General features: G+C 48.9%; 21 protein-coding genes. 11 read left to right on the top strand and 10 right to left on the bottom strand.

The annotated features are described in order from the left end of the window. Positions 1-20 precede the first annotated feature (20 nt). A complete protein-coding gene (locus tag CAP48_RS17175; RefSeq protein ID WP_242444542.1) occupies positions 21-731 on the bottom strand; it encodes an alpha/beta fold hydrolase in 711 nt (236 codons plus the stop codon). A 9-nt stretch (positions 732-740) separates the two neighbouring features. Then, the gene (locus CAP48_RS17170) at positions 741-1,907 is read right to left on the bottom strand and encodes a hypothetical protein (protein ID WP_100698970.1); all 1,167 of its coding nucleotides are present in this window, start codon (positions 1,905-1,907) and stop codon (positions 741-743) included. Positions 1,908-2,075: 168 nt separating this feature from the next. Between CAP48_RS17170 and CAP48_RS17165 the strand changes: the two genes are divergently transcribed. Beyond that, positions 2,076-3,122, top strand: coding sequence for a LacI family DNA-binding transcriptional regulator (locus tag CAP48_RS17165; RefSeq protein ID WP_161495295.1), 1,047 nt, complete (start codon positions 2,076-2,078; stop codon positions 3,120-3,122). Here the strand turns inward: CAP48_RS17165 and CAP48_RS17160 are convergent. From CAP48_RS17160 to CAP48_RS17145, 4 genes are read right to left on the bottom strand one after another with little or no spacing between them, the layout of a single operon-like run. Next, positions 3,119-4,177 carry an ABC transporter ATP-binding protein gene (locus CAP48_RS17160; RefSeq protein WP_100698966.1) on the bottom strand — a complete coding sequence of 353 codons (1,059 nt, stop codon included), beginning with the start codon at positions 4,175-4,177 and terminating at the stop codon, positions 3,119-3,121. The two genes, CAP48_RS17165 and CAP48_RS17160, sit on opposite strands and share 4 nt — an antisense overlap. A gap of 15 nt (positions 4,178-4,192) precedes the next feature. Continuing rightward, on the bottom strand, positions 4,193-5,044 hold the full coding sequence (locus tag CAP48_RS17155) for a carbohydrate ABC transporter permease (RefSeq protein ID WP_100698964.1): 852 nt from the start codon (positions 5,042-5,044) through the stop codon (positions 4,193-4,195). Continuing rightward, positions 5,041-5,916, bottom strand: a complete 876-nt coding sequence (locus tag CAP48_RS17150; protein WP_100698962.1) for a carbohydrate ABC transporter permease — start codon at positions 5,914-5,916, stop codon at positions 5,041-5,043. The genes CAP48_RS17155 and CAP48_RS17150 overlap by 4 nt, the downstream gene beginning before the upstream one ends. A gap of 9 nt (positions 5,917-5,925) precedes the next feature. Next, positions 5,926-7,263, bottom strand: a complete 1,338-nt coding sequence (locus tag CAP48_RS17145; protein WP_242444541.1) for an ABC transporter substrate-binding protein — start codon at positions 7,261-7,263, stop codon at positions 5,926-5,928. 407 nt (positions 7,264-7,670) lie between these two features. On the opposite strand from CAP48_RS17145, the gene CAP48_RS17140 reads away from it, so the two are divergent. From CAP48_RS17140 to CAP48_RS17120, 5 genes are all read left to right on the top strand, one after another. After that, positions 7,671-8,678 carry a tripartite tricarboxylate transporter substrate binding protein gene (locus CAP48_RS17140; RefSeq protein WP_100698960.1) on the top strand — a complete coding sequence of 336 codons (1,008 nt, stop codon included), beginning with the start codon at positions 7,671-7,673 and terminating at the stop codon, positions 8,676-8,678. A gap of 132 nt (positions 8,679-8,810) precedes the next feature. Next, positions 8,811-10,082 (top strand): 3-oxo-tetronate kinase, encoded by a 1,272-nt coding sequence (gene otnK, locus CAP48_RS17135; protein ID WP_100698958.1) that lies wholly within the window; start codon positions 8,811-8,813, stop codon positions 10,080-10,082. After that, a complete protein-coding gene (gene otnC, locus CAP48_RS17130) occupies positions 10,075-10,707 on the top strand; it encodes a 3-oxo-tetronate 4-phosphate decarboxylase (protein WP_100698956.1) in 633 nt (210 codons plus the stop codon). Before otnK ends, otnC begins: the two co-directional genes overlap by 8 nt. Before the next feature lie 17 nt (positions 10,708-10,724). Further along, positions 10,725-11,513: a 2-oxo-tetronate isomerase gene (gene otnI, locus CAP48_RS17125; RefSeq protein ID WP_100698954.1), complete on the top strand. Its 789-nt coding sequence runs from the start codon at positions 10,725-10,727 to the stop codon at positions 11,511-11,513. A gap of 114 nt (positions 11,514-11,627) precedes the next feature. Further along, positions 11,628-12,347, top strand: a complete 720-nt coding sequence (locus CAP48_RS17120; RefSeq protein WP_192871354.1) for an RraA family protein — start codon at positions 11,628-11,630, stop codon at positions 12,345-12,347. 145 nt (positions 12,348-12,492) lie between these two features. Here the strand turns inward: CAP48_RS17120 and CAP48_RS17115 are convergent, their stop codons facing one another. Further along, a complete protein-coding gene (locus CAP48_RS17115; RefSeq protein ID WP_100698952.1) occupies positions 12,493-13,404 on the bottom strand; it encodes a LysR substrate-binding domain-containing protein in 912 nt (303 codons plus the stop codon). A gap of 153 nt (positions 13,405-13,557) precedes the next feature. On the opposite strand from CAP48_RS17115, the gene CAP48_RS17110 reads away from it, so the two are divergent. Continuing rightward, complete coding sequence (locus CAP48_RS17110; RefSeq protein WP_100698950.1) at positions 13,558-14,352, top strand: HpcH/HpaI aldolase/citrate lyase family protein; 795 nt, start codon at positions 13,558-13,560, stop codon at positions 14,350-14,352. 348 nt (positions 14,353-14,700) lie between these two features. On the opposite strand, the gene CAP48_RS17105 is transcribed toward CAP48_RS17110, so the two are convergent. Genes CAP48_RS17105 through CAP48_RS17095 form a run of 3 tightly spaced genes read right to left on the bottom strand, consistent with a single transcriptional unit; the run spans position 14,701 to position 18,227 of the window. Further along, positions 14,701-15,768, bottom strand: a complete 1,068-nt coding sequence (locus CAP48_RS17105; protein WP_100698948.1) for an Ldh family oxidoreductase — start codon at positions 15,766-15,768, stop codon at positions 14,701-14,703. Then, positions 15,768-17,093 (bottom strand): MFS transporter, encoded by a 1,326-nt coding sequence (locus CAP48_RS17100; RefSeq protein WP_100698946.1) that lies wholly within the window; start codon positions 17,091-17,093, stop codon positions 15,768-15,770. Before CAP48_RS17100 ends, CAP48_RS17105 begins: the two co-directional genes overlap by 1 nt. 30 nt (positions 17,094-17,123) lie before the next feature. Next, complete coding sequence (locus CAP48_RS17095; RefSeq protein ID WP_100698944.1) at positions 17,124-18,227, bottom strand: mandelate racemase/muconate lactonizing enzyme family protein; 1,104 nt, start codon at positions 18,225-18,227, stop codon at positions 17,124-17,126. A 210-nt stretch (positions 18,228-18,437) separates the two neighbouring features. Between CAP48_RS17095 and CAP48_RS17090 the strand changes: the two genes are divergently transcribed. From CAP48_RS17090 to CAP48_RS17080, 4 genes are all read left to right on the top strand, one after another. Further along, positions 18,438-19,481, top strand: a complete 1,044-nt coding sequence (locus CAP48_RS17090; protein ID WP_100698942.1) for a GntR family transcriptional regulator — start codon at positions 18,438-18,440, stop codon at positions 19,479-19,481. 74 nt (positions 19,482-19,555) lie between these two features. Further along, a complete protein-coding gene (locus tag CAP48_RS20675; protein WP_153045724.1) occupies positions 19,556-19,963 on the top strand; it encodes an autotransporter domain-containing protein in 408 nt (135 codons plus the stop codon). A 24-nt stretch (positions 19,964-19,987) separates the two neighbouring features. Beyond that, a complete protein-coding gene (locus CAP48_RS17085) occupies positions 19,988-20,428 on the top strand; it encodes a DUF2231 domain-containing protein (RefSeq protein WP_100698940.1) in 441 nt (146 codons plus the stop codon). After that, on the top strand, positions 20,421-21,737 hold the full coding sequence (locus tag CAP48_RS17080; protein ID WP_100698938.1) for a sorbosone dehydrogenase family protein: 1,317 nt from the start codon (positions 20,421-20,423) through the stop codon (positions 21,735-21,737). The genes CAP48_RS17085 and CAP48_RS17080 overlap by 8 nt, the downstream gene beginning before the upstream one ends. Positions 21,738-21,825: the final 88 nt, after the last annotated feature.

Below are 21,825 nucleotides of genomic sequence, written 5' to 3'. Positions count from 1 at the left end.
CCGCCCAGGGGTCGATTACACTAAAGTGCCGTTATTCTTTTTAACCAGCACTGAGTTGCTTCAGCAAGCTCTGCTGGTGCCTCTAAAGGTATCATGTGACCGACTCCCTGCAATTCTATCCATCTAGAATCACTAATGCCTGAGGCCAATTCCTCTTGTCGGTCCTTTGGGTTGAGCTTGTCTTCGGAACCACTTACGATTAGGGTCGGAACATCGATGTTGCTAAGTCGAGGACGGCTGTCGATTCGGTTAAGCGCTATTTCAGCCTGGTCGGCATAGACACTTGTGCCGACACGTTCAGCCATGTTGCAAACTTGCCGACGCAACGCGTGATCACTCAAACGTGATTCAGCAACGTATGATGGCCATAGATCGCGCGTCACATGAACAGTCAATCCTTCACGTATCGCAGTAGCCACACCATTGCGCCTGCTAGCAGTGTTCTCTGGAGGATCAGGCCTGGCGTTGGCGGCGATCAATGCAAGACCTAAAATTCGTTCTGGTGCTTGTGCCATGATTTCCAATGCGACTAGTCCACCCAATGAGAAACCCATAACTATAAAACGTGACGGTGCGTTTTGAAGCAACGATCTTGCCATTTCGGCAGTGCTTCTCTCTCCACTTAAAGATACAGCATGGGTATTGATGGATGGAAGATGGCTTCTGAATGGAGCCCAGACTTCAGCGTCGCATAACGTTCCGGGTAGAAGTAAAAGGGGCAGGTTATTCACTATATTCCCTTAAGCCTCTACCATCCAGCGCGCTGCACTGACGTCCAATGCCGTTTTTGGAAGCATATCCTCTCTCACAATATACCCATTCGGATCTCTTACATACCCGGATGCTTGAGCCGTTTGTATGATCTCTTGCGGCCAGATAATATGCTTTCTGTGATCCCCTGCAATAACGAGGGTGACTTCGGCCTTCTCGTTTCCATGGCTATTTATCTGTCTCCAAACGTTTGGAGGCACTGAAAATAAATCTTGTTCGTTTAACGTGAATCTTTGTTCTGAGTCAGACTCGTTTAGCACTAATTCGATAGTACCTTTCATGACGAATATCACCAATTTCTCCCGCAATTTGAAGCGTCCTGTGCTCGCATGGCTATTAAGACGCAGCCACTCCACGGAGAAACCGTGCGGATTGGAGATTTTAGGAATATGGCTGCCGTCCTCGGTCATACCGTAACCGAGCACAGGTGCTAATTCACACCTCCCATTGGAGACGCACCCAAGTAATGCCTGGTGTGACCAATTACGTTGATCGGCATGTACCACACGTTCGTTCATTTCTTCAGGTGAATAATTTCGCAAACTATTCATCTGCTCGGTGTTGAGGGGCTTAAGAAGATCATCGGAGGAGGGCATTGGGTCGCCTGCTTGCGTATCAACAAGCATGTTATCTTGTGTGAGATACATTCCATGTTCGGCAGCGGCTTCCAGTATAGAAGGATGCCATATAATGCCACCAGTGTCATCACCGCCCAATAACGTGAAAATCCATCCATTTCCATTGCCGATATTGGAGAATCCACGAAATATCCATGTCGGAATACTAAGTACATCGCCAGGGCCGGCATCGATCTCGGTGATGTTCGACCCGGTCCCCAATCGGAATCTCCAGTTGCCCTCATAAATCATGAAGACTTCTGCTGTGAAGTGGACGTGAAGATTATTTACAGTGCCTGCGGGCATGGCTGCCACCCCAACACTAAAGCCATGTTTTTCAGTTAAATTTACAACTTGGTCTTTCGACTGTGTAACACCGGGCCCGATTAAAGAATAGTTTTCTTTTAGTTCTGAGCCTGGTAGTTTGCAATCTATGAACGCGATTTTGCAGGCAACCATGTCCGATCGCCGGATTAACCGACTCACAGCTTCCTCCCTACTAAGCACTTTTTCTTGCATGACCGTATCCTTCCTTGTAAGTTGAACATACCAATTCGATAAACAATGCATTCGAATGCATAATACCGCAATATTGTTCCGTTGAGCAAGGTGTATAGGGGAACAAAAGCTTTTAAATTATCACAATGTAATGTTTGTCGAATGGTGTTCTTCATGTAAAGTATCGTATTGTCCAATACTCTTGATAAATATATGTCTAGCAAAGTTCTTCCACTGAATCGACGCGCTACATCTTACGATGTAGCCTTGGCCGCTGGCGTTTCTCAGTCGACAGTATCGCGCTGTTTTCAACCGGATAGCAATATTTCTAAGGAAACGCGAGCTCGGGTAATATCAGTAGCGAAAACACTTGGCTATACCCCCAATGCCATCGCCCGTTCGCTTATAACCCGACGTTCGCAAACGGTGGGTGTCGTTATTACCGATTACACTTTGCGTAATACTCCGAATGTCCTTTACTTGTTAAGCGAAGCGTTAGGAAATGTGCAGCAACGCCTGATATTATTTGCTATCGAAAGCGATGAATCGGAAAACGCAATCCTGGATTCAGCTGTGGAGTATCCGTTGGATGGTTTGATCAGTTGCGCCAACATGAGACCGAAACATGTCAATCGATTTCTCGAGCATCATATTCCTGTTCTTTTCTTCAATCGTCGTACTACCATGAAAAACGTTGACAGCATATTGACTGATCAAGTGCGCGGATCTGGGGAAATGGCCACTGCGTTGATAAAGGGTGGTTACCAAAAATTTCTTTGTTTGAGTGGCCCTACGAATGCAACTGTTAGCCGTGAGCGCATTCGAGGCTTCAACCAAAAGTTGCGACTTGCGGGCCTCCCTACGGCAGAAGTTATCGTGACCGATTTTTCTTATAGCCAGGGGCGTTCTATGTTCACGCAAGCTCTGCGCCAGGGGCTTCGTCCTGAATGCGTATTTTGCGCCAACGACCAATTGGCATTTGGTGTGATCGACGCATGTCGATATGACTTAGGTCTCAATGTTCCGGAAGATATTGCAGTAGCTGGCTTTGATGACATTCCTGAGTCAGACAGACCTAGTTATAGTTTGACTACTGTGCGCCAAATGACCGACGAAATGGTGCGACAAACCGTTAATCGGTTTGTTCAACGCTTAGCCAATCCGTCAAGTGCAGCACAGCATATTGTCATTCCGAGTAAACTCGTGGCTCGCTCTTCTGCACCTATCGAGGGCTAATTAGAGATAATACGATTGCCTGTTGCCGAGTCGAACATGTGTACATGATTGCTTTTGAAATCAAGACCCACAGTGGTATTTATGTCATGGCGCAGATTACGGTCGCCGCGTACGCACAACTTTTGGCCATCGATTTCCACAGTGATTAGGACGGATTCTCCCGTCAGTTCGAACATATATACTCGGCCCTTCAGAAGACCAGTTTCCGGAGCGGTCAAAGTAATATCCTCGGGTCGTATCCCAATAACAATATCTTCGTGAGCGCCGTTTGCAAATCCCGTCAGCTTTTGACCTGCGACTTCTAAAACGTTGCTCGCCAATCGTGCGGGTAATAGGTTCATGGGAGGTGAGCCCATGAAACCTGCTACAAATAGGTTTGCCGGACGATTGTAGACCTCCTCCGGTGTACCAAGCTGTTGAATCACTCCTTTATTCATGACCGCTACCCTGTGCGCCAGTGTCATCGCTTCAATTTGATCGTGTGTGACATAAATCGTAGTAATATTCAATTCCTTTTGCAATCGCCATATCTCGGCGCGCATTGTGCTTCGAAGCTTTGCATCAAGGTTGGAAAGCGGCTCATCCATTAAAAATATCTGTGGCCTTCTGACAATTGAACGCGCAAGGGCAACCCGTTGGCGTTGACCGCCGGACAATTCACGTGGATAACGTTCAAGGAGTTGGCCCAACTCTACTTTATCTGCTACATCGTTAATCTGCGTTTGGCGCTTAGCACGGGGCACACCGCGGACTTTCAAAGGGTAGCCAATATTGTCTCTGACCGTCATATGAGGATACAGACCATAATTTTGAAATACCATCGCAATGTCACGATCTTTTGGCAATGCATGTGTAACGTTCTTCTCACCGATCCAAATTTCCCCTGAAGACGGCGTTTCAAGACCCGCCACCATGCGCATGGTAGTTGTTTTGCCACAGCCTGATGGACCAAGCAGTACCATAAACTCCCCATCCTTTATCTCGAGCGACTGGCGTGCTACACCTACCACATCTCCCCATTGTTTTTCCACATCTACAATTCGTACGACTGCCATAGTTAATCCTTTTCCTCAGCGCACAGCGCCAGAAATTAAGCCCTTCACAAAGTATCTTTGCACAAAGCGAGAGATCAGCAGCATGGGAGCAATAATGAATAAACCCATGCTGGCCATAATATCCCATGCGTCTCCTTGCTCGGTCCGTGCACTCATTAAAGCTACCGGTAAGGTGACAGCATGATCACGAGTCAGCACAAGAGCATAGAAAAATTCGTTCCACGAAACCACAAAAGAAAATATTGCGGCGGCTGCGATGCCTGGTAAAGCGACCGGCACAACTACTTCCCAGATAGCGCGTAATCTAGACGCCCCATCTACCTGAGCCGCTTCTTCCATATCTGGGGGTAAAGCGTCGAAGAAACCTTTAATCATCCAGGTCGCGTACGGCACAATAAAGGACAGATTAATTATCATCAACGCGAATCTTGTATCAAGCAACTGAAGATTCTTAAAGGCGACAAATAAAGGGATGACGATAATAACCGGCGGAAGGAACTGAGTAGCCAATAATACTAACGGCCATATCTTGCCGCCAGGAAACCGGTAACGTGAAAATGAATACGCGGCTGCAGTAGAGACGGGTAGCGCGATAATCAGTGTTCCCAGGGTCACAATTATGCTATTGCACAGTCGCTCTCCCACCAAGTATGGGGGTGAAAAGGCAGCGAATAAATTTTCTAGAGTTGGTTTAAAGAAAACCGTCAGAGAAAACACATCAACACGGGGTTTGAATGCCGTTGCCACAATCCAAACCACAGGCGCGAACCAGATGATCGCTACAAACCATATCAAAAACGTATGCCAGCCTGACCGCGCCCTGGGCTTAGTTGCTTTGCTATTGATTGCTGCTGGGGCTGGTTTCATTTGCTACGCTCCAAGGCAAAACGGGAGTAAATTAAAGCGAGCACTATCATTACAATCGCAAGTAGCCAGGCCATGGCTGATGCATAGCCGATGTCATAATAGCGAAACGCCGTGTTATAAACCAAGAACGGAAGTGTTTCTGTTGATGTGCCGGGCCCCCCTGCTGTCATGGTTACCACTTGATCAAGCATTTTTAAAGAGAAAATCGTTTTGAGCAAAACTGCGATAGCCAGAACAGGTCTAATCTGAGGCAAAACAATTTCAAAGAAAATGCGACCATTACTAGCACCATCTACCTGTGCTGCATCTAGCGTTTCTTGCGGAAGCGAAGCGAGTGCACCGATAAATGTCAACATAAAATAAGGTGTCCAGTGCCAGACATCCACCAGTATCAGTGCGATCATAGCTAGCGCAGGGTTCGACAGAATTGGTTCGTTACCAAGGCCAGGCAGGACACTATTGAGAATAGCGTCGACTACTCCAAATTCAGGGTTCAGCATGAATCGCCAAGAAATTCCAATCAACGCCGGAGACATTGCAAAGGGGATCACCAATAGCATACGAGTATTGACCTCGAGTGTTCCAGACCCGGCGAGTAAGACAGCCAAACTTAATCCCACGATAATCGTCAACATTACCGACGGGACGGTAAAGACCAACGTTACCCACACGCTTCCCAGAAAATCCGGATCGTGAAGAACCAGATCCACGTAATTTGATAAACCGACAAAAGCTCCTAGCACCGTTGATCGATTCATTTGCCAGTCGTGTACTGAGTAAATCAGCGATTGCACGAGAGGATAGAAAAGCGTAACTGCACAAATCAGCAGTGCAGGGGCTAGTAGCCCATATTTAAGATAGCGTTCATTCATTGCATTAACTCAAGTTCGCCCACGACGGCGGTTCGCTCTACGTACAACCCGTTCCACTTGCGTAGCTGCGTCATCCAACGTGGATTTAACCGGCTTGCCGACGGATACAATTTCGGAAATTGAAGTTTCCAATATACTGGCAACCTCTGGCCACGTTGTTGTTTTCGGAAGTGTACGGGCGCCTCTCAGGCTTTCCAGCGCTACCTTGTGTAAACCATGATTGGCAGCATTTACCTTTTCATTTAAATAGGTTGCGGTTTGAGTGGCAACAATGTCCGCCGTTTCAGGATCTGACTTATCGCTGACAATATCTACTTCCAAGTCTGGGTTGGATACCCATTTTAGGAACTCCCATGCGGCAGCTTTGTTACGCGAATGTTGATTAATACCAAAGGGCATCAACGTTGTAAGGGTCGGAGATTTTCCATCATTGAACCGTACCATTGGAGCAAACCCAACTTGGTCAGCGTTAAGTTGAGATCGGTCTCCCGTAAGCACTGAATATGTCCACCACCAGACCATGATCATGGCTGATTTTTTTTGAGTCATGGAGTTAACCATATCATATTCGTTGAATTGGCTGGACCCCGGATTAGCAACTTTGTCTTTAAGTAGTACATCGACATATGCCTGAGTTCCGGCTACGCCGGCCGCATCATTGAAGCGCGGTTGCCCGGCGGAATCAAATATGTCTGATCCATGCCCCCAAAGACAATTAAACCAAAGCCACAGATTCTGAAAGCCACTACCCTTAACATAGTCAAGTGCTACCCCGGAAATCCCCGAATGTTGTTGTATTGCACCGGCTGTTTGCACCATATCGTCCCACGTTTCTGGGACTTCTCTGCCAGTCTGCTTGAGCAAATCCTTGCGATAGAACAACATCTGCGGATGTGCTCTGATTGGCAAACCGTATATTTTGTCCTCCATGACACAAGCATTTTTGAAAACGGTAGGATAGCGATCCAGATTCAGTTTATCGGATGCTATCGACGAATCCAGCGGAGTCAGGTGGTGAGCAAGAGATGCGATCCAGCTGTCTTGAAAACATAGCAGATCGTATTCATTACTGCCGCCTGTGGTCTCCGCCGTGATTTTGTCTAGTAGCTGTCCATACGGGACATAACTGTATGTGATCTTGATACCCGTCAAAGTTTCAAATTGATCCAACCGTTTTTGCTGCGCCCGAAATTGTGAAGATGGAGGCAATAATATTTTCAGATGTGCACCGGCGTTTGGTTTTCCAGGTGCCAATCCATAAGGCAGTTGCATTGCCGCTCGCGCTATACCTTCAAATCCACCTGCCGCAAGAATTCCTGCTGTTCCAAGAAACTGTCGTCTTTTCATTCTGTCTCCTTCGTGCATTTCCATTTTTAATGCATTCGAATGCATAATACAGATAAATAGGACAGAAAGTCTATGAGTAGCAGTTAATTTTCGATAGGTACTTTCCCTAGTGTATGGAGATTCATAAATATGTTTATAGAGGTGCTTGCCACGAAATATCACGGTTAATTTTTCAATGGCACAATAAAGAAGCAGGTTAAGAAAGTGAGTCGTAGGGTGATGCGCGTGGTGCCAATACATTCTTTACTTGTGCGTTTATCTCCAGTGTCGATGGTTTCATTCGTATTTAATATCAAATACTAATTAATAATATATTAGACGGATAAATTGGCGAGCCCTATACTTGGTTCGATATGTTTAATGGGCAACGTTCGTTGAGCCAAGAGCAAAAAACCGGAGATAGAGCAATGATATTTGCTAAGAGTGCGTCAGCCAAATATATGAAACCCGCATGCAGTATTTTAGCGATGCTGGTAATCGTTTTAGGTCCTTCGGGAAAGGTAGCGATGGCTGCAGAAGCATGGCCAACGAAACCCATCCGATATATTGTGCCGTTCTCAGCAGGTGGGTTGGCTGACTCCGTTGCGCGCTTAATCGCTCAACCCTTAAGTGAAAAGTTAGGCCAACCTGTAGTTGTAGAGAATCGACCCGGCGTTTCAGGCATTGTCGGGACACAGATGGTAGCCAACTCAGCCTCCGATGGTTATACGGTGGTAGGAGGAACAATTACCACACATGCTGTCATACCATATTTTAATAAGTCGATTGGATATGACGTAGTAAATGATTTTGAACCTGTGCGATTGGTGGGAATGGTTACCAACGTACTGATAGTAAATCCTAATAGTCCTTATCAAACACTGTCCGATTTATTATCTGCCTTGCGTTCGCGGCCTGACGAGTTGACTTTTGGTACAGCAGGGCCTGGTTCAACTCAACATTTAGCCGGAGAACTCTTTAAAAGTCTTACCAAGACTCAAATGCGTCAGATCCCGTACAAAGGTGGTACACAAGCAATGACGGATTTGGTTGGCGGCCAGATCGATATGATCTTCGAAACATCGACTGTAGCGAAAGCACTTGTCGATAGTAAACGCGTGCGGGCACTGGGCACGACTGGGCCAAAAGCAGTAAAGGGCATAGGCGTAGAGCCCATTGCAGATCAGGGTGTTAAGGGTTTTGATGTACGATCTTGGCAAGGCGTATTTGTTCCTGCTGGTACGCCAGACGTGGTTGTTAACAGGCTCTCGGATGCGATTGAGTCAGTATTAAATATGCCGGATATTCGCGCTCGCATGGACACTCTCGGTATAGAGCCCAGTGATATGGGACCTTCACAATTTGCGCAATTTCAGTCGCAGGAGATCGATCGCTGGGGAAAAGTGCTTAAATCTGCGGGAATTAAAGCTGAATAGGCTGGCGATTAACAGTACTGCTTTGAAATTGATTGGCATTTTGAGGGTTGAAAAAGTTGAAATGAGAACAGATAAATATTTTGGGCGCAAGCATCAAGAGGCGTTTAGCTCGTCTACAAAAGGCCTGGCGTTATGACAGTGATGCTCGGTTGTATAGCAGACGATTTTACCGGCGCAACAGATTTGGCCGGGATGCTGGTAGAAGCAGGGATGCGTACTGTTCAGATGATTGGCGTTCCTACGACTCCCTTGCCTGATGACGTTGATGCTATCGTTATTGCTTTGAAGTCTCGTACAAGTCCAGTTGAAACAGCAGTGGCTGATTCTGTGGCCGCGTTGAACTATCTGCGTGAAGCTGGATGCTCTCAGTTTTACTTTAAATATTGTTCTACATTCGATTCTACTGATAAGGGAAATATCGGGCCCGTTACCGACATGCTGATGGAGGAACTGGGTACAAAATTTACTATTGCTTGTCCGGCTTTTCCTGAGAATAAACGTACCATCTACAAAGGGCATTTGTTCGTTGAGGATGTTTTACTTTCCGAAAGTGGGATGCGCTATCATCCACTTACACCGATGTCGGATTCGAACCTGGTTCAAGTATTACAACGTCAGTCTAAGCATACAGTAGGCCTTATTGATTGGAATATAGTCAATGCGGGCGGACAAGCGATACGTGATCGTATGCAGCGACTGCAAGCTGATGGTATTAATATTGCCGTTGTTGACGCTATCTCAAATAAAGATCTTTTAGAAATTAGTGAGGCTTGTGTCGATCTTCCATTGATTACCGCGGGATCTGGTCTTGCGACGGGAATAACGAAAAATCTTCGGGGAGTTGGAGTACTTCCGCATCAAAGTGCCAAGCAGGACCTGCCGTTGACGACCGGAAAACGTGCAATCATTTGCGGCAGTTGCTCACAAGCAACTCAGGCTCAGTTGAACGATGCATTGGCGCGGGGTACACCTGGATATTTTATCGATCCGGTGCTTTTGGCAGATGGAAGCGCTGTCGTTGAGGATGCGCTGGCATGGGCTGCTCCCCGTTTGCTTGATGGCCCAGTGGTGATTTATGCTACTGCACCGTCAAACCGCGTCAAACGCTTTCAAGATCAATTAGGAAGAGAACGGGCTGGAGCATTGGTTGAGCAAGCCTTAGCCAGAATCGCCCAAGGGTTAGTAAAACTGGGAGTGACTCAATTAGTTGTTGCTGGGGGGGAAACATCTGGGGCTGTGGTTTCCGCTCTGGCAATCAAAGGCTTGCGCATTGGGCCTCAGATTGATCCCGGCGTGCCGTGGACGGTTAGTTTGGGAGATAACCCGATTTCGCTGGCTTTGAAATCTGGAAATTTTGGCAGTGTGGATTTTTTTTATAAGGCATGGAGTCTTCTGAATGAATGAAAATCGGCTTCGCGAAGAAATATGTCAGCTCGGTGCGTCACTGTATCAACGCGGTCTAACAGCAGGAAGCAGCGGAAACATTAGCGTTCGGACGGACAACGGTTGGCTATTGACCCCTACCAATAGCTCTTTGGGTGAGTTGGATCCAGCGCGTTTATCCAAGTTGGATTGGAACGGGACGTTATTGTCTGGTGACCGCCCTTCAAAAGAAGCTTTTTTACATCGTGCCATGTACGATGAGAGCCGCAGTGCGGGTGCTATTGTGCATTTACACGCGACACATTCTGCTGCGGTCTCATGCATGTCTGATCTTGATCCTAACAGCTGTATCCCGCCCCTTACTCCGTATTTCGTGATGAAAATTGGGCGCCTTCCCTTAATCCCATACCATCGCCCTGGTGATCCAGACTTGGCCTCTGCTATTAGAGGACTGGCCAAAAAACATAGTGCAGTCCTATTGGCTAATCATGGTCCCGTTGTGTCGGGTAAATCGTTGAAATCAGCTGCATATGCCATCGAGGAGCTAGAAGAAACGGCAAAAATTTTTCTCCTCTTGCGTGGACATAACCCGCGCGTGCTCACAGAGGAACAAATCGCTGAGCTTAAAGCCGAATTTAAGTTGTAAATTTTACCAGGATAATGATGCCGAAATTTGCTGCGAATATCAGTTTGCTATTTACGGAAGTACCATTTCTAGCGCGTATTGGCCAAGCCGCCCGTGCAGGTTTCAAGGGGATCGAGTTTTTATTTCCCTATGAGTATCAACCTGAGGAGATTGCCAGGTTATTGCAAGAACATAAAATGAAGAGCGTCTTGTTCAATATCCCTCCCGGCGATTGGGCTGCTGGGGATCGTGGAATAGCAGCTTTACCAGGAAGGGAGGAAGAATTTCGCAAAGGTGTACATATCGCTATCAAGTATGCTCTTGCACTGGGCACACCACGCATTCACGCGATGGCTGGACTTGTTCCTTCTGATGCTGATAAAACAACGTGTCTAGATACGTTTATAGAGAACCTGAAATATGCAACTCGATGCTGTGCAAAACATGATATCGAGGTGCTCATCGAGCCTATAAATACGCGGGATATGCCTTCCTACTTTCTTACCAGTCAGGATCAAGCGCATTGCATACGAGAAAGGGTAGATGCAACAAATCTGAAAATTCAAATGGATTTCTACCATAGCCAGATTATGGAAGGTGACATCTCTATGACATTCAAGAAATTTCAAACGCATATAGGTCATGTGCAAATTGCTGGGGTACCTGATCGACATGAGCCGGATAAAGGAGAGGTAAATTATCCATACCTCTTCGAATTGTTGGATCAATTGGATTATCAAGGGTGGGTCGGGTGTGAATATCGTCCAGCTCAAGGAACGCTAGAAGGACTAAGCTGGCTAACAAAATTCAATGGAAATTCCGCTTGACTCTGAACGCATCCAATACGGCTGCCGTCAATTTTTCCAAGTGTCACTAAGCAGCGTGCTATGCGTTACGAAAAGCCTATCAAATTAAATTGAAATTACAGGAAATACATCTGAATGTCTAAGAAAATCGATCCGAAATTGCTTACTCCTGAATTAATTGAAACGCTGACTGCGGTGGATACACCAACCATTTGTAATGCTCTAGAGGTGGCGACTGGGGTGCGCACAAATCAGGGATTTACGCGCGGGGCATTTCACGCCGCTCATCCCAATATGAGATCAGTCATGGGTTTTGCTCGTACAGCTACGTTACGCACAGCTCGCCCATACACTGAAGATCCTGACACAATACAGGCAAGGCGGCTCGCATGGTACGAACACGTCGAAGGTAAAGGCATTCCTACATTTTGCGTTATTCAGGATATTGATGACGAACCGGGATTAGGTGCTTTTTGGGGGGAAGTACATAGCAATGTTTTAAAAGGTCTTGGAGCGACCGGGGTTTTGACAAATGGGGCCATGCGCGACCTCGGCATGCTGGCCGAAGGGTTCCAGATTTTAGCTTCCACTATATCTCCGAGTCATGGTTTCGCACAGATTATGACGATAGGGGAACCTGTGCAGATACACGGACTGGTTATCGAGGATGGAGATCTGATTCACGCGGACCGCCATGGCGCCGTCATTATTCCACCGGACGGATTGGCCACATTAGCACATGGCATAGAGGTGGTTACGGCCAAGGAACGTCCATTGATAGAGGCAGCGCAGCGGCCGGGATTTTCTATAGAACATCTCAAAAATGCCATGGCACAAGCTGAGGACATTCATTAAGCCGATATTTCATATGGTTCACGCCAGGCAGACTGATGGATCAAATCCGTAGCCGACTTGCTTGCAGTTCGTAATCTTGATTAGTCTTGCAAATATGAGATGCTCCGATTGCTACGTATGGTGATATTCGTCGTTTTCGAGTTCGCTATTTTGTGATGGGCAGCATTTCTTCTGACACTTCTAAGGCGGTATTTATAAAGTTTGTCAGAACAGGCTGAACTCTTTCGCGACGCCAACCAAGAGCAAGTTCAGCATATATTGGCGTTGCGAAAGCAATTTCCCTAAAGATGACACCCGGAAATGACAAAGCTTTTGCGGACTCCGGTACAAAAGTCAGCCCCATGCCTGCGGCCACCGTGGCCAATACCGTGTACATTTGACTTGCAGTCTGGACTATTTTTGGTGAGGACCCAATTTGACCGAATATGCGGGTAGTAATTACATCGAAATAATTCGCTTCTTTTCTGTCAAAAGACACAAATGGCTCTTGCGCTAATTCTTCAAGCTCGATCGCTTGGCGTTGCGCATAACGATGATTGGCGGGCAGGGCCACTAACATGCGCTCTTTGAGCAAAATTCGAGTTTCGAAATTTGGTTCGTCTTGCAGTGGGCGCATGATACCAACATCAATAGAACCTGTGTGTAATGCATCTCGTTGGAACGGTGAGACAAGCTCTTTGAGATTCAAATTAACGTTGGGAAACTTTGACGTATAACGATTGATGATGGCAGGGAACAGATATGGTAATGAGCCGGTAATGAATGCAATCGTAAGATTTCCCCGCTCACCTCGACCTGCCTGTTTAGTGCTTAGAACAACATTATCCGCATGTTCTAACAAACGCTTAGATTGAACGAGCAATTCACTGCCCGCATCGGTCAATCGTAATGGGCGTCGGCCGCGAATAAAAAGAGGCGTACCCATTTGGTCCTCAAGCTGCATAATCTGTTGACTGAGAGGAGGCTGGGTCATGTGCAGGCGTCGCGCTGCTCGGGCAAAATTTAGCTCCTCCGCCAACACCACGAAATAGCGTAAATGTCGTAGTTCTAAATTCATTGAGCGACCTCTTTATTCGTAGAACATATTAAATAACAATTAATTATATATTAGACATATGAGCTGTGCCCCCATAAAATTAACAAAGAATTTGAAACCGCCTGCCACACAAGTGGTTGGCTTTGATTAAGACATTTCCATAACTAGGCAAACATGCGTCCCAATTCCGTTAAAAACCGTTTTTTATCAGGGCAACCCATTACAAATGGATGGTTGTCCATCCCAAGCAGCTATGCTGCCGAAGTTGTAGCCTCACAAGGTTTTGATGCGGTAACTGTAGATCTGCAGCATGGGATGATGGATTTTGAAACTGCAATGGCCATGCTCCAGGCGATCAGTATCACGAGTGCGACGCCAATGGTACGTTGTACTTCTATGGATGCGCCGCAAATCATGCGACTGCTGGATGCGGGTGCGTACGGCATCATTTGCCCATCCATAGATACGCCAGAACTTGCCCGTGCCTTTGTTGATGCCTGCCGCTACCCGCCTGTTGGCAAACGTTCCTTCGGGCCTGCTCGTGGGCTGTTATATGGAGGTCCCGACTACTTTGAACATGCAAATGATCATACTCTTGCATTGGCAATGATAGAGTCGAAGCAAGCGATATCCGAGCTCGAAGCCATTCTGGATACGCCCGGACTGGACGGGATATACATAGGGCCAAACGATCTCGCTCTGAGCATGGGATGCAAACCTGGTTCAGAAACAGAAGGTGTTGTCGGCGATGCTATTGCGCAAATTCTGCGAGCAGCGCGTCGTCGTAATTTGCTATGTGGAATTTTCTGCGCCTCGGCGGCCTTAGCTCGCCAGCGCCTCGATGAAGGCTTCCATTTGGTAACCCCCGGTAATGACGCCAATATACTCGGCAGCTCCTGCAAATCACGTATTGCAGAAACACTTTCCGAGAGCGAGACAACTCATCAAGCCGATATTACAGGATACTGAAACTTTAGCATCCGGCCTGGATTAATGGTCAGGGAGAAAGCAGGCTTTAATGCAAAGCTGACGGGTACATTACCACGGGTTTCACACAAGGCGATAGCGCATACTCAACTTTCCCTAATACTGCCGCACGGACAAAAAAACGCGATATAAGTCCTATGAAAATTACGGCAGAATATGTATCGAAACAACGCGGATCGTCCGCGTCTATCGTCATGTCATCCCATTTTAAATTTCAGACGTGGCGATGGTCCATCTCTTGCGAGGGTATTGTAAATAAAGAGGCCCCCGATATTCCTGGCAAACTGGATAGTATGTTGGGGCAGACATGCCACGCGCCCGTCTGTGGGGTTACTTCTGACCAGTGCTCGGCATGGGGGCGGGCACCGAGAGTTGCTCGGACCACGGGGCGAGCGCTTCCATCACATCGCAGGGTAGGGGTATGCCGTCACGAATAAGCCGTTGCTTGCGTGATGTGCTATCGTCGCCGGGCACGCTGACCTTTTCAACGCCGGGCCTTGGTGTTGATGTGCGACATGCGTTGGCGAGCCAGGTCGCCTGCTTTAAATAGGCATCGGATCCGCCGAAGGATTCCGGATTCAAAGCAAGTACGAAAACACTGGCCCCCCAGCCATCCTTCGGCTCTGCGCGTCCGTGGCCGGATAGACAACCTGATAGTACTTCGACCATCAGGCTGATGCCGTATCCTTTATGACCGGCATCCAGACCGCCCAATGGGAGGATTGTCCCCGGGGGAACGGTGCTAATAACCGCGGGATCTGTCGATGGTTGCCCTTGGTTGTCCAGTAGCCATGGTTGCTTGAATTGCCGGTGTTGAGATTGCATCTGCGCAACCATTCCATTTGTTGTCATTGAAGTAGACAAATCAATATGAATGGGTCGATCTTCGGTGGGGGCTCCAAAAGCGATTGGATTCGATGTCAGCACAGGAGTTGTACCGCCAAAGGGCGCGACGCTGGAGAAGCCGGGGTCGGTCAATGCGATATATAGCAATAGCCCTTGGTCAGTAGCCTGGTGCAAATATGCGCCCAGGCAAGCAGCGTGGTGACTGCGCTGTATCGAAACGGTGCCGATCCCAAAGCGCTGTGCTCGCGCAGACGCTTCATTGATTGCTTGCGTCATCAGCCATGGACCCGGCAGGCGACGCCCATCCCAGGTAAGGCAGGCGCCCATATCGTTGATAACTCGCGGATTTCCCCGAACTTGCATATTTCCTGACTGAATCTCACGAAGATAAGGTGCGAGCAGAGAGTAACCGTGTGTAGTTCGCCCGAGTAGTTCACCTTCGACCAGGATTTTGGCTACATCACTGGCTTTATCATCGGGCATTCCGGCATTCTGGAGCAATTCGCGGGCAAAGCCAAGAAGTGCCTCGTAGCGATACGTTTTTATCGACATTATGCGGATCCTTTCTGTGCGGTAGGTAACAGGCGATCCCAGAAGACTAGGATGAACAGTCCTGACAAAATCATGAGCCCGCCAATGACGTTCACACTGAGATAGGTGCTGTGGGTCAGGTCATTCACCCAGCCGATAAACGTCGGACTGAATATACTGCCAAGATTTCCGACCGAATTGACAAAGGCAATGCCGCTAGCGACTGCAACCCCACTGAGAAATGTCGAAGGCACCGTCCATATCACCGGAAAGATGCCTAGAATGCCCAGCGTTGCTACCGACAATGCCATGATGGCTATCGTAGGGTTCTGTGCATAAGCCGCGCTCACTATATAACCCAGTCCGCTGGCGATAGCGCAGAATACAAGGTGCCATTTGCGCTCGCCTGTACGATCCGAATTAAATCCAATGAAAACCATTCCAATACCGCCTGCGAGCCAGGGGATCGACGTGAGAAATCCAATGGTCTGGGCGTCAACGATGCCCGTATTTTTTATTAACTGTGGCATCCAAAATGTCACGCCGCCAAACCCGACTAAAACCAGGAAGTACACGAGTGCAAGGTAGAGCAATCTAGGATCAGAGAAGGACTTGAGTAACGATTTCTTGCGATGATCGCTACGTTCCTCCGCAGCCAGATCTGTTGCAATCGCTTTTTTTTCTGCATCGCTAAGCCACTTTGCTGTCGCGGGTTTGTCGGAAAGGCAGAGGTAGACGGCGACGCCCATCACGACAGCCATCAGTCCCTCCAGCAGAAAGAGCCATTGCCAGCCTTCCCATCCGTTGATCTGTGCGAAGTGTTTCATGATCCAGCCTGCCAATGGGCCGCCTGTCACGCCGGCTAAGGAAATGGCTATCATGAACAATGAATTGGCGCGAGCGCGCCGGGTTTCAGGAAACCAATAAGTAAAATACAGCACCACGCCTGGCAGGAAGCCAGCTTCCATGGCACCAATGATAAAACGACCTATATAAAAATGTAGCGGCGTTTGGACGAACATGAGCAATGCCGAGGCGATACCCCATGACACCATGATTCGTGCTATCCATATCTTCGCACCGATGCGATGCAGGATGATATTGCTCGGGATCTCGAAAATAATATAACCGACAAAGAACAGGCTGGCTCCAAGCCCGTAGACCGTGTCGCTAAAGCCCAAGTCCTCTTGCATTTGCAGTTTCGCAAAGCTGATATTGACGCGATCATAATAGGCGACGATAAAGCAGATAATCAGCAGTGGAATAAGGCGCCAGACCACCTTCCGATATATTGCCTGGTGGCTTTGGGGTAGGGCTTGTTCGCTAGGGTTCATCGTTGTAGCCATGGGGTCTCCGTCGTTATCCGGTTTTCAGAATCAGCGATGCAGCTTGCTATGTACAAACTGTGATTGCAGTCGGTCCCAATCCCAATCGATTCCCAGGCCCGGTTCGGATGATGGAATAGCGACCCCGTTTTCTACGCGCATACCTTTATTGGTCACTAAATCGAGTTGTGGGATGAACTCGAGCCATCGGCTATTTGGCACGGCGCAACATAACGCGACGTGAATCTCCATCAGGAAATGAGGGCACACGGGCACATTGAATGCCTCCGCCAGATGTGCCACCTTGAGCCAGGGGGTGATTCCGCCGATGCGTGCGACGTCAACCTGCACAATAGAACAAGCTCCCTGTTGCAAATAGTCTTTGAATTGTGAAAGACTATACATGGACTCGCCCACTGCTATCGGTATGCTGGTTGACGCGCAAAGCCGACGATGGGCACCGACATCATCGGCGTGAATGGGTTCCTCGAACCACGCGATATCCAAGGCTTCGAAACTACGTGCGCGACGAATGGCTTCGTCCAGACTGAAGCCCTGGTTGGCGTCCGTCATAATGTCCCATTCATCGCCGACAGCCTCCCGCACAGCGGTAATTCGTCGTACATCCTCGGCCACGTGCTTGCGACCGATTTTGAGTTTGGCGCCACCAAAACCTGCAGCTTTGGCACGAACTGCCTCTTCTACCAGTTCGGCCTGTTCAAGATGCAGCCATCCACCTTCAGTGTAGTAAAGCGGAATGCTGGCCTTGGCGCCTCCGGCTATCTGGTGCAAAGGCAAGTGCGCCTTACGTGCGCGCAAATCCCACAAGGCCGTGTCAATCGCTGCCAAGGCAATAGACGTCAGTGCACCAACGGTGGTCGCGTGCACGCGGTAAAAAAGTTCACGCCATAATTTTTCAACGTTGGCAGCATCGCGTCCGATTAGCATTGGCGCCAAATGGTCGTCCAATAATTTGAACACCGATGAACCTCCAGTGCCAATGGTATAGCTATACCCTGTCCCAACAACACCGTCTTCGTCCTGAATGCGGACCATTGGTGTTTCCTGGCATTCAAAGCTCTGGACTGCGTCAGTGCGAACAACCTTGGGTTGAAGATTCACAATTAACACTTCAACTGAAACAATTTTTGCCATTTAGCGATTCCGTGCCTCGGGGGCCGTTAAAAAGTGCTGCTAATATACGTCATTAATGTACTTTACATGCAACATACATTAATGAGTGGATAGAAAACACTAGGTAATTTCCCTATTTATTCGCAAATCGACGAAAGTTATATAAGATTCAGCATGCAACATACCAATATGTCTTAAGAACCACATCGTCGCCTGATAGCGAAGCCTTTAATGAAACGTATTAACGCTCCAACCCCGCCACTTCTGGCTGACACCATCTATCGCTTGTTGCATCGACACATTGAAGATCAACGTTTGCCAGAAGGACTGGTGTTGGGAGAAGTCAATTTGGCCAAGGCGCTCACAGTGAGCCGTACGCCAGTGCGCGTTGCCTTGCAGCGTCTGGCCGAGGACGGCTTCGTCCTGGCGCATGCCGGTCGCGGATGGCTGGTCAGCTACGGAGACATGTCGCCCAGGCCGTTGCGCATGGATTTGCACGATGCCGGATTAACCCTTGGCGAGACTGACCAGGAGCACCTTGAGTCATTGACGGCGGCAGATCGCATTTATCCAAGCGCCGAAAAGTCAATTTCTTCATGCATGGCCTTTGGCCGTTTCTGGGTCAGTCAGTCGGCTATGGCAATTCATTATGGTATTAGTCGTACGGTGGCACATGATGTGCTGACGCGCCTTGAGAAGAGCGGAGTCGTGTCTCGCGATCGCAATGCTCGCTGGTATGTGGAAGCGTTGACACCAGCAAAGGCCAAAGAACATTACGCATTACGCATCTTGCTAGAACCCGAGGCCTTGCTGCTTGCCTATCCGTTTATGAATATGCGGCATATCGAAGCGTGTTGGCGTCGACTGGCAGCTAGTATCCGGGCACCAGAACAGTTGACTGCATCAATTTTTGACCAGATCGAGCATGACCTGCATATGGACCTTATACATCTGTGCCCAAACCGTCAAATGGTTAAGGTGATCCAGGAAAGCCAGATGCCTCTCATTGCCACGCACTACACGATCGAGCGATATGATGATTCTGAACAAATCAGACAGTCTATGCTGCAACACCTGTCGGTTCTGACTGCTTTGAAGGAGCAAGATCCAGAACGTGCTGCGAAAGCGTTGCGCATTCACCTGCATAAAGCTGCTGAAGTGACTATTCCGCGGATCTCTAATTTGCCACCCTTGCGACGTGAACAGTACCCGGATTATTTGACTGCGGCCCATCTGCCTGCTGCAGAAGCCCCTGATATGATCCCCCCGCAGTAGGGCATTGATTCATTTTCATGCGACGCATGGGGACGGGCAGTTGGGCCACAGCCCAATAACCGCAGTCAGTAGCGATAAGCCGAACTCGTTCATTCGTGGAAGAGGGCGACGACAGCGTAGTGTCTGGCAAGTGTAAATCGACTAATGTCATTTCCGGTACGCGGGGTGCAAGAATATCAAGCACATTTGGAAACGACTCGGATACTGCCGTAAAAGTGTCAGGAATGCTGGGCTGGAACCATCGTTTTGGAGACGTTAAACCGGTCACCTCGCTCCGGTACCGGGGCAGCGACGCCCCGACAATCCAAGAGATCCCTATTGCCCGCAGCGCCGTGGTCGGCCAGCCTGGCATGCAGGCAACTAAATTTAAAACATATTTCGTTGATAATCACCGTCAAGTATGTTCGAATAACAACTGTGATCGCGTCTTTTGCTCTCCCGGGTCCGTTTGCCAAGCGATCAAAAGCGGCTATTACTTGTGAAGAACTTGTAAAGAGGAGGTGTTTATGACTGCTCCAATACAGCGGCCACAGTCAGCATTGGCTAATTCCATTTATCAGTTGCTCAATCCGGTTCCTTTCGGATTCTTCGTTGCGGCATTAATCTTTGATGCCGTGTATTTCCAGACAGCCGAAATGATGTGGAGTAAAAGCGCAGCATGGCTCATTACCCTCGGTCTGTTCTTTGCCATCATTCCACGCATCATCAACCTGGTTCATGTGTGGATCCCGCGAGGCAGACTGGTGCTGGGCGCAGAAAAGCTCGATTTCGGTCTCAATCTCATTGGAATCGTGGCGGCCATTCTCAACGCGTTTGTCCATAGCCGTGACGCGTATGCAGTCATGCCTTGGGGTTTGATTCTGTCTGTTATTACGGTCGTGTGCATTGCGCTGTCGCTCATCATCGCTTCGACGTTTTATGCGCCACGGAGGGTTAATCATGTCTAAGGTCAAATGGGGTATACCGTTAGCCGTGGCGCTCAGTGTATTGCTGACCGCCTGCGATGACAAGGCGAAGATGGGCCCGGACGATCAGCTTGGCGCCAATCCTTCACTGCCCGAACCACAAAGCTTTTTTTCGCCGCCCATGCAAGTGCCCGAAGGCGTTGGCTGGCCGGCAGACAAGAACCCTGTTGTGGCCAGCGGCTTGCAGATCGAAAAGATCGCCAGTGACCTGCTACATCCGAGGCAACTGTATACGTTGCCCAATGGTGATGTACTGGTCGTAGAGTCAAACTCACCGGGTACAGCACCTGTGACCGCCCCGAAAAAACTCTTTGCCAGCCAGATCATGGGGCGCTCGGGCAAGAGCGGTAAAGGCGGAAACCGGATTACGCTATTGCGACACAATGGCACGTCTGGCGAATGGGAGAAGCACACTTTCCTGGAAAATCTGGATTCACCATTCGGTGTACAACTGATTGGTGAGAATTTGTACGTTGCCAATACCGGCAATATCATGAAGTACCGGTATGTGCCAGGCGAGACGCGTATGTCGGATCCCGGCGCCGAGTTCACCGATTTACCCGACACGGTTAATCATCACTGGACAAAGGCGCTGCTTGCCAGCGCCGATGGCACAAAACTGTATGTTGGCGTGGGGTCTAACAGCAATATTACCGAGAACGGCCTGGCCGTAGAGTATCGTCGTGCCGCCGTCCTGGAGGTTGATGTCGATAGTGGCGCAAGCCGGATCTTCGCCTCTGGTCTGCGCAATCCCACCGGGCTGGACTGGGAACCCGAGTCGGGAGCGCTCTGGGCAATTGTCAACGAACGCGATGAGATCGGACCAGACCTGGTTCCTGATTACATCACTTCGGTAAAGGATGGGGGCTTTTACGGCTGGCCTTATAGCTACTTCGGTCAGCATATCGATACCCGTGTCAAGCCTCAGCGCCCAGACCTTGTCAGCAAAGCGATCGTTCCCGACTACTCGCTTGGCTCGCATGTGGCGCCCCTCGGCGTGCACTTTTATACTGGCCAGAACCTTCCGGACAAATACCGTGGCGGCGCCTTTGTCAGTGAACATGGCAGCTGGAACCGAAGTCCGCTAAGTGGCTATCGGATCAGCTATATTCCGTTCAGTGAAGGCAAGCCGGCAGGAAAAGCGGAGTCTGTTGTCTCCGGTTTTGTATCCGAAGACGAGGAAGAACTCTACGGTGCACCCGTGGGTTTGACTCAGGCAGATGATGGCGCACTTCTATTTGCCGACGACGTAGGCAATACCGTCTGGCGCGTCACGGCCACCAGCCAGTAGTCAGGGTTTGGTTGGCTGCTATTTGCGGTGTGCAGCTGGCCCGGGTACGCGATGCGCATCCGGGCCACGCAGAAAGGCCGAGGGCTCG

It is taken from the genome of Advenella sp. S44, assembly GCF_002810445.1.
GTDB lineage: Bacteria > Pseudomonadota > Gammaproteobacteria > Burkholderiales > Burkholderiaceae_B > Advenella.
Note: the sequence above shows the minus strand (reverse complement) of the source record. Positions and strands in the feature narration are given on the sequence as shown.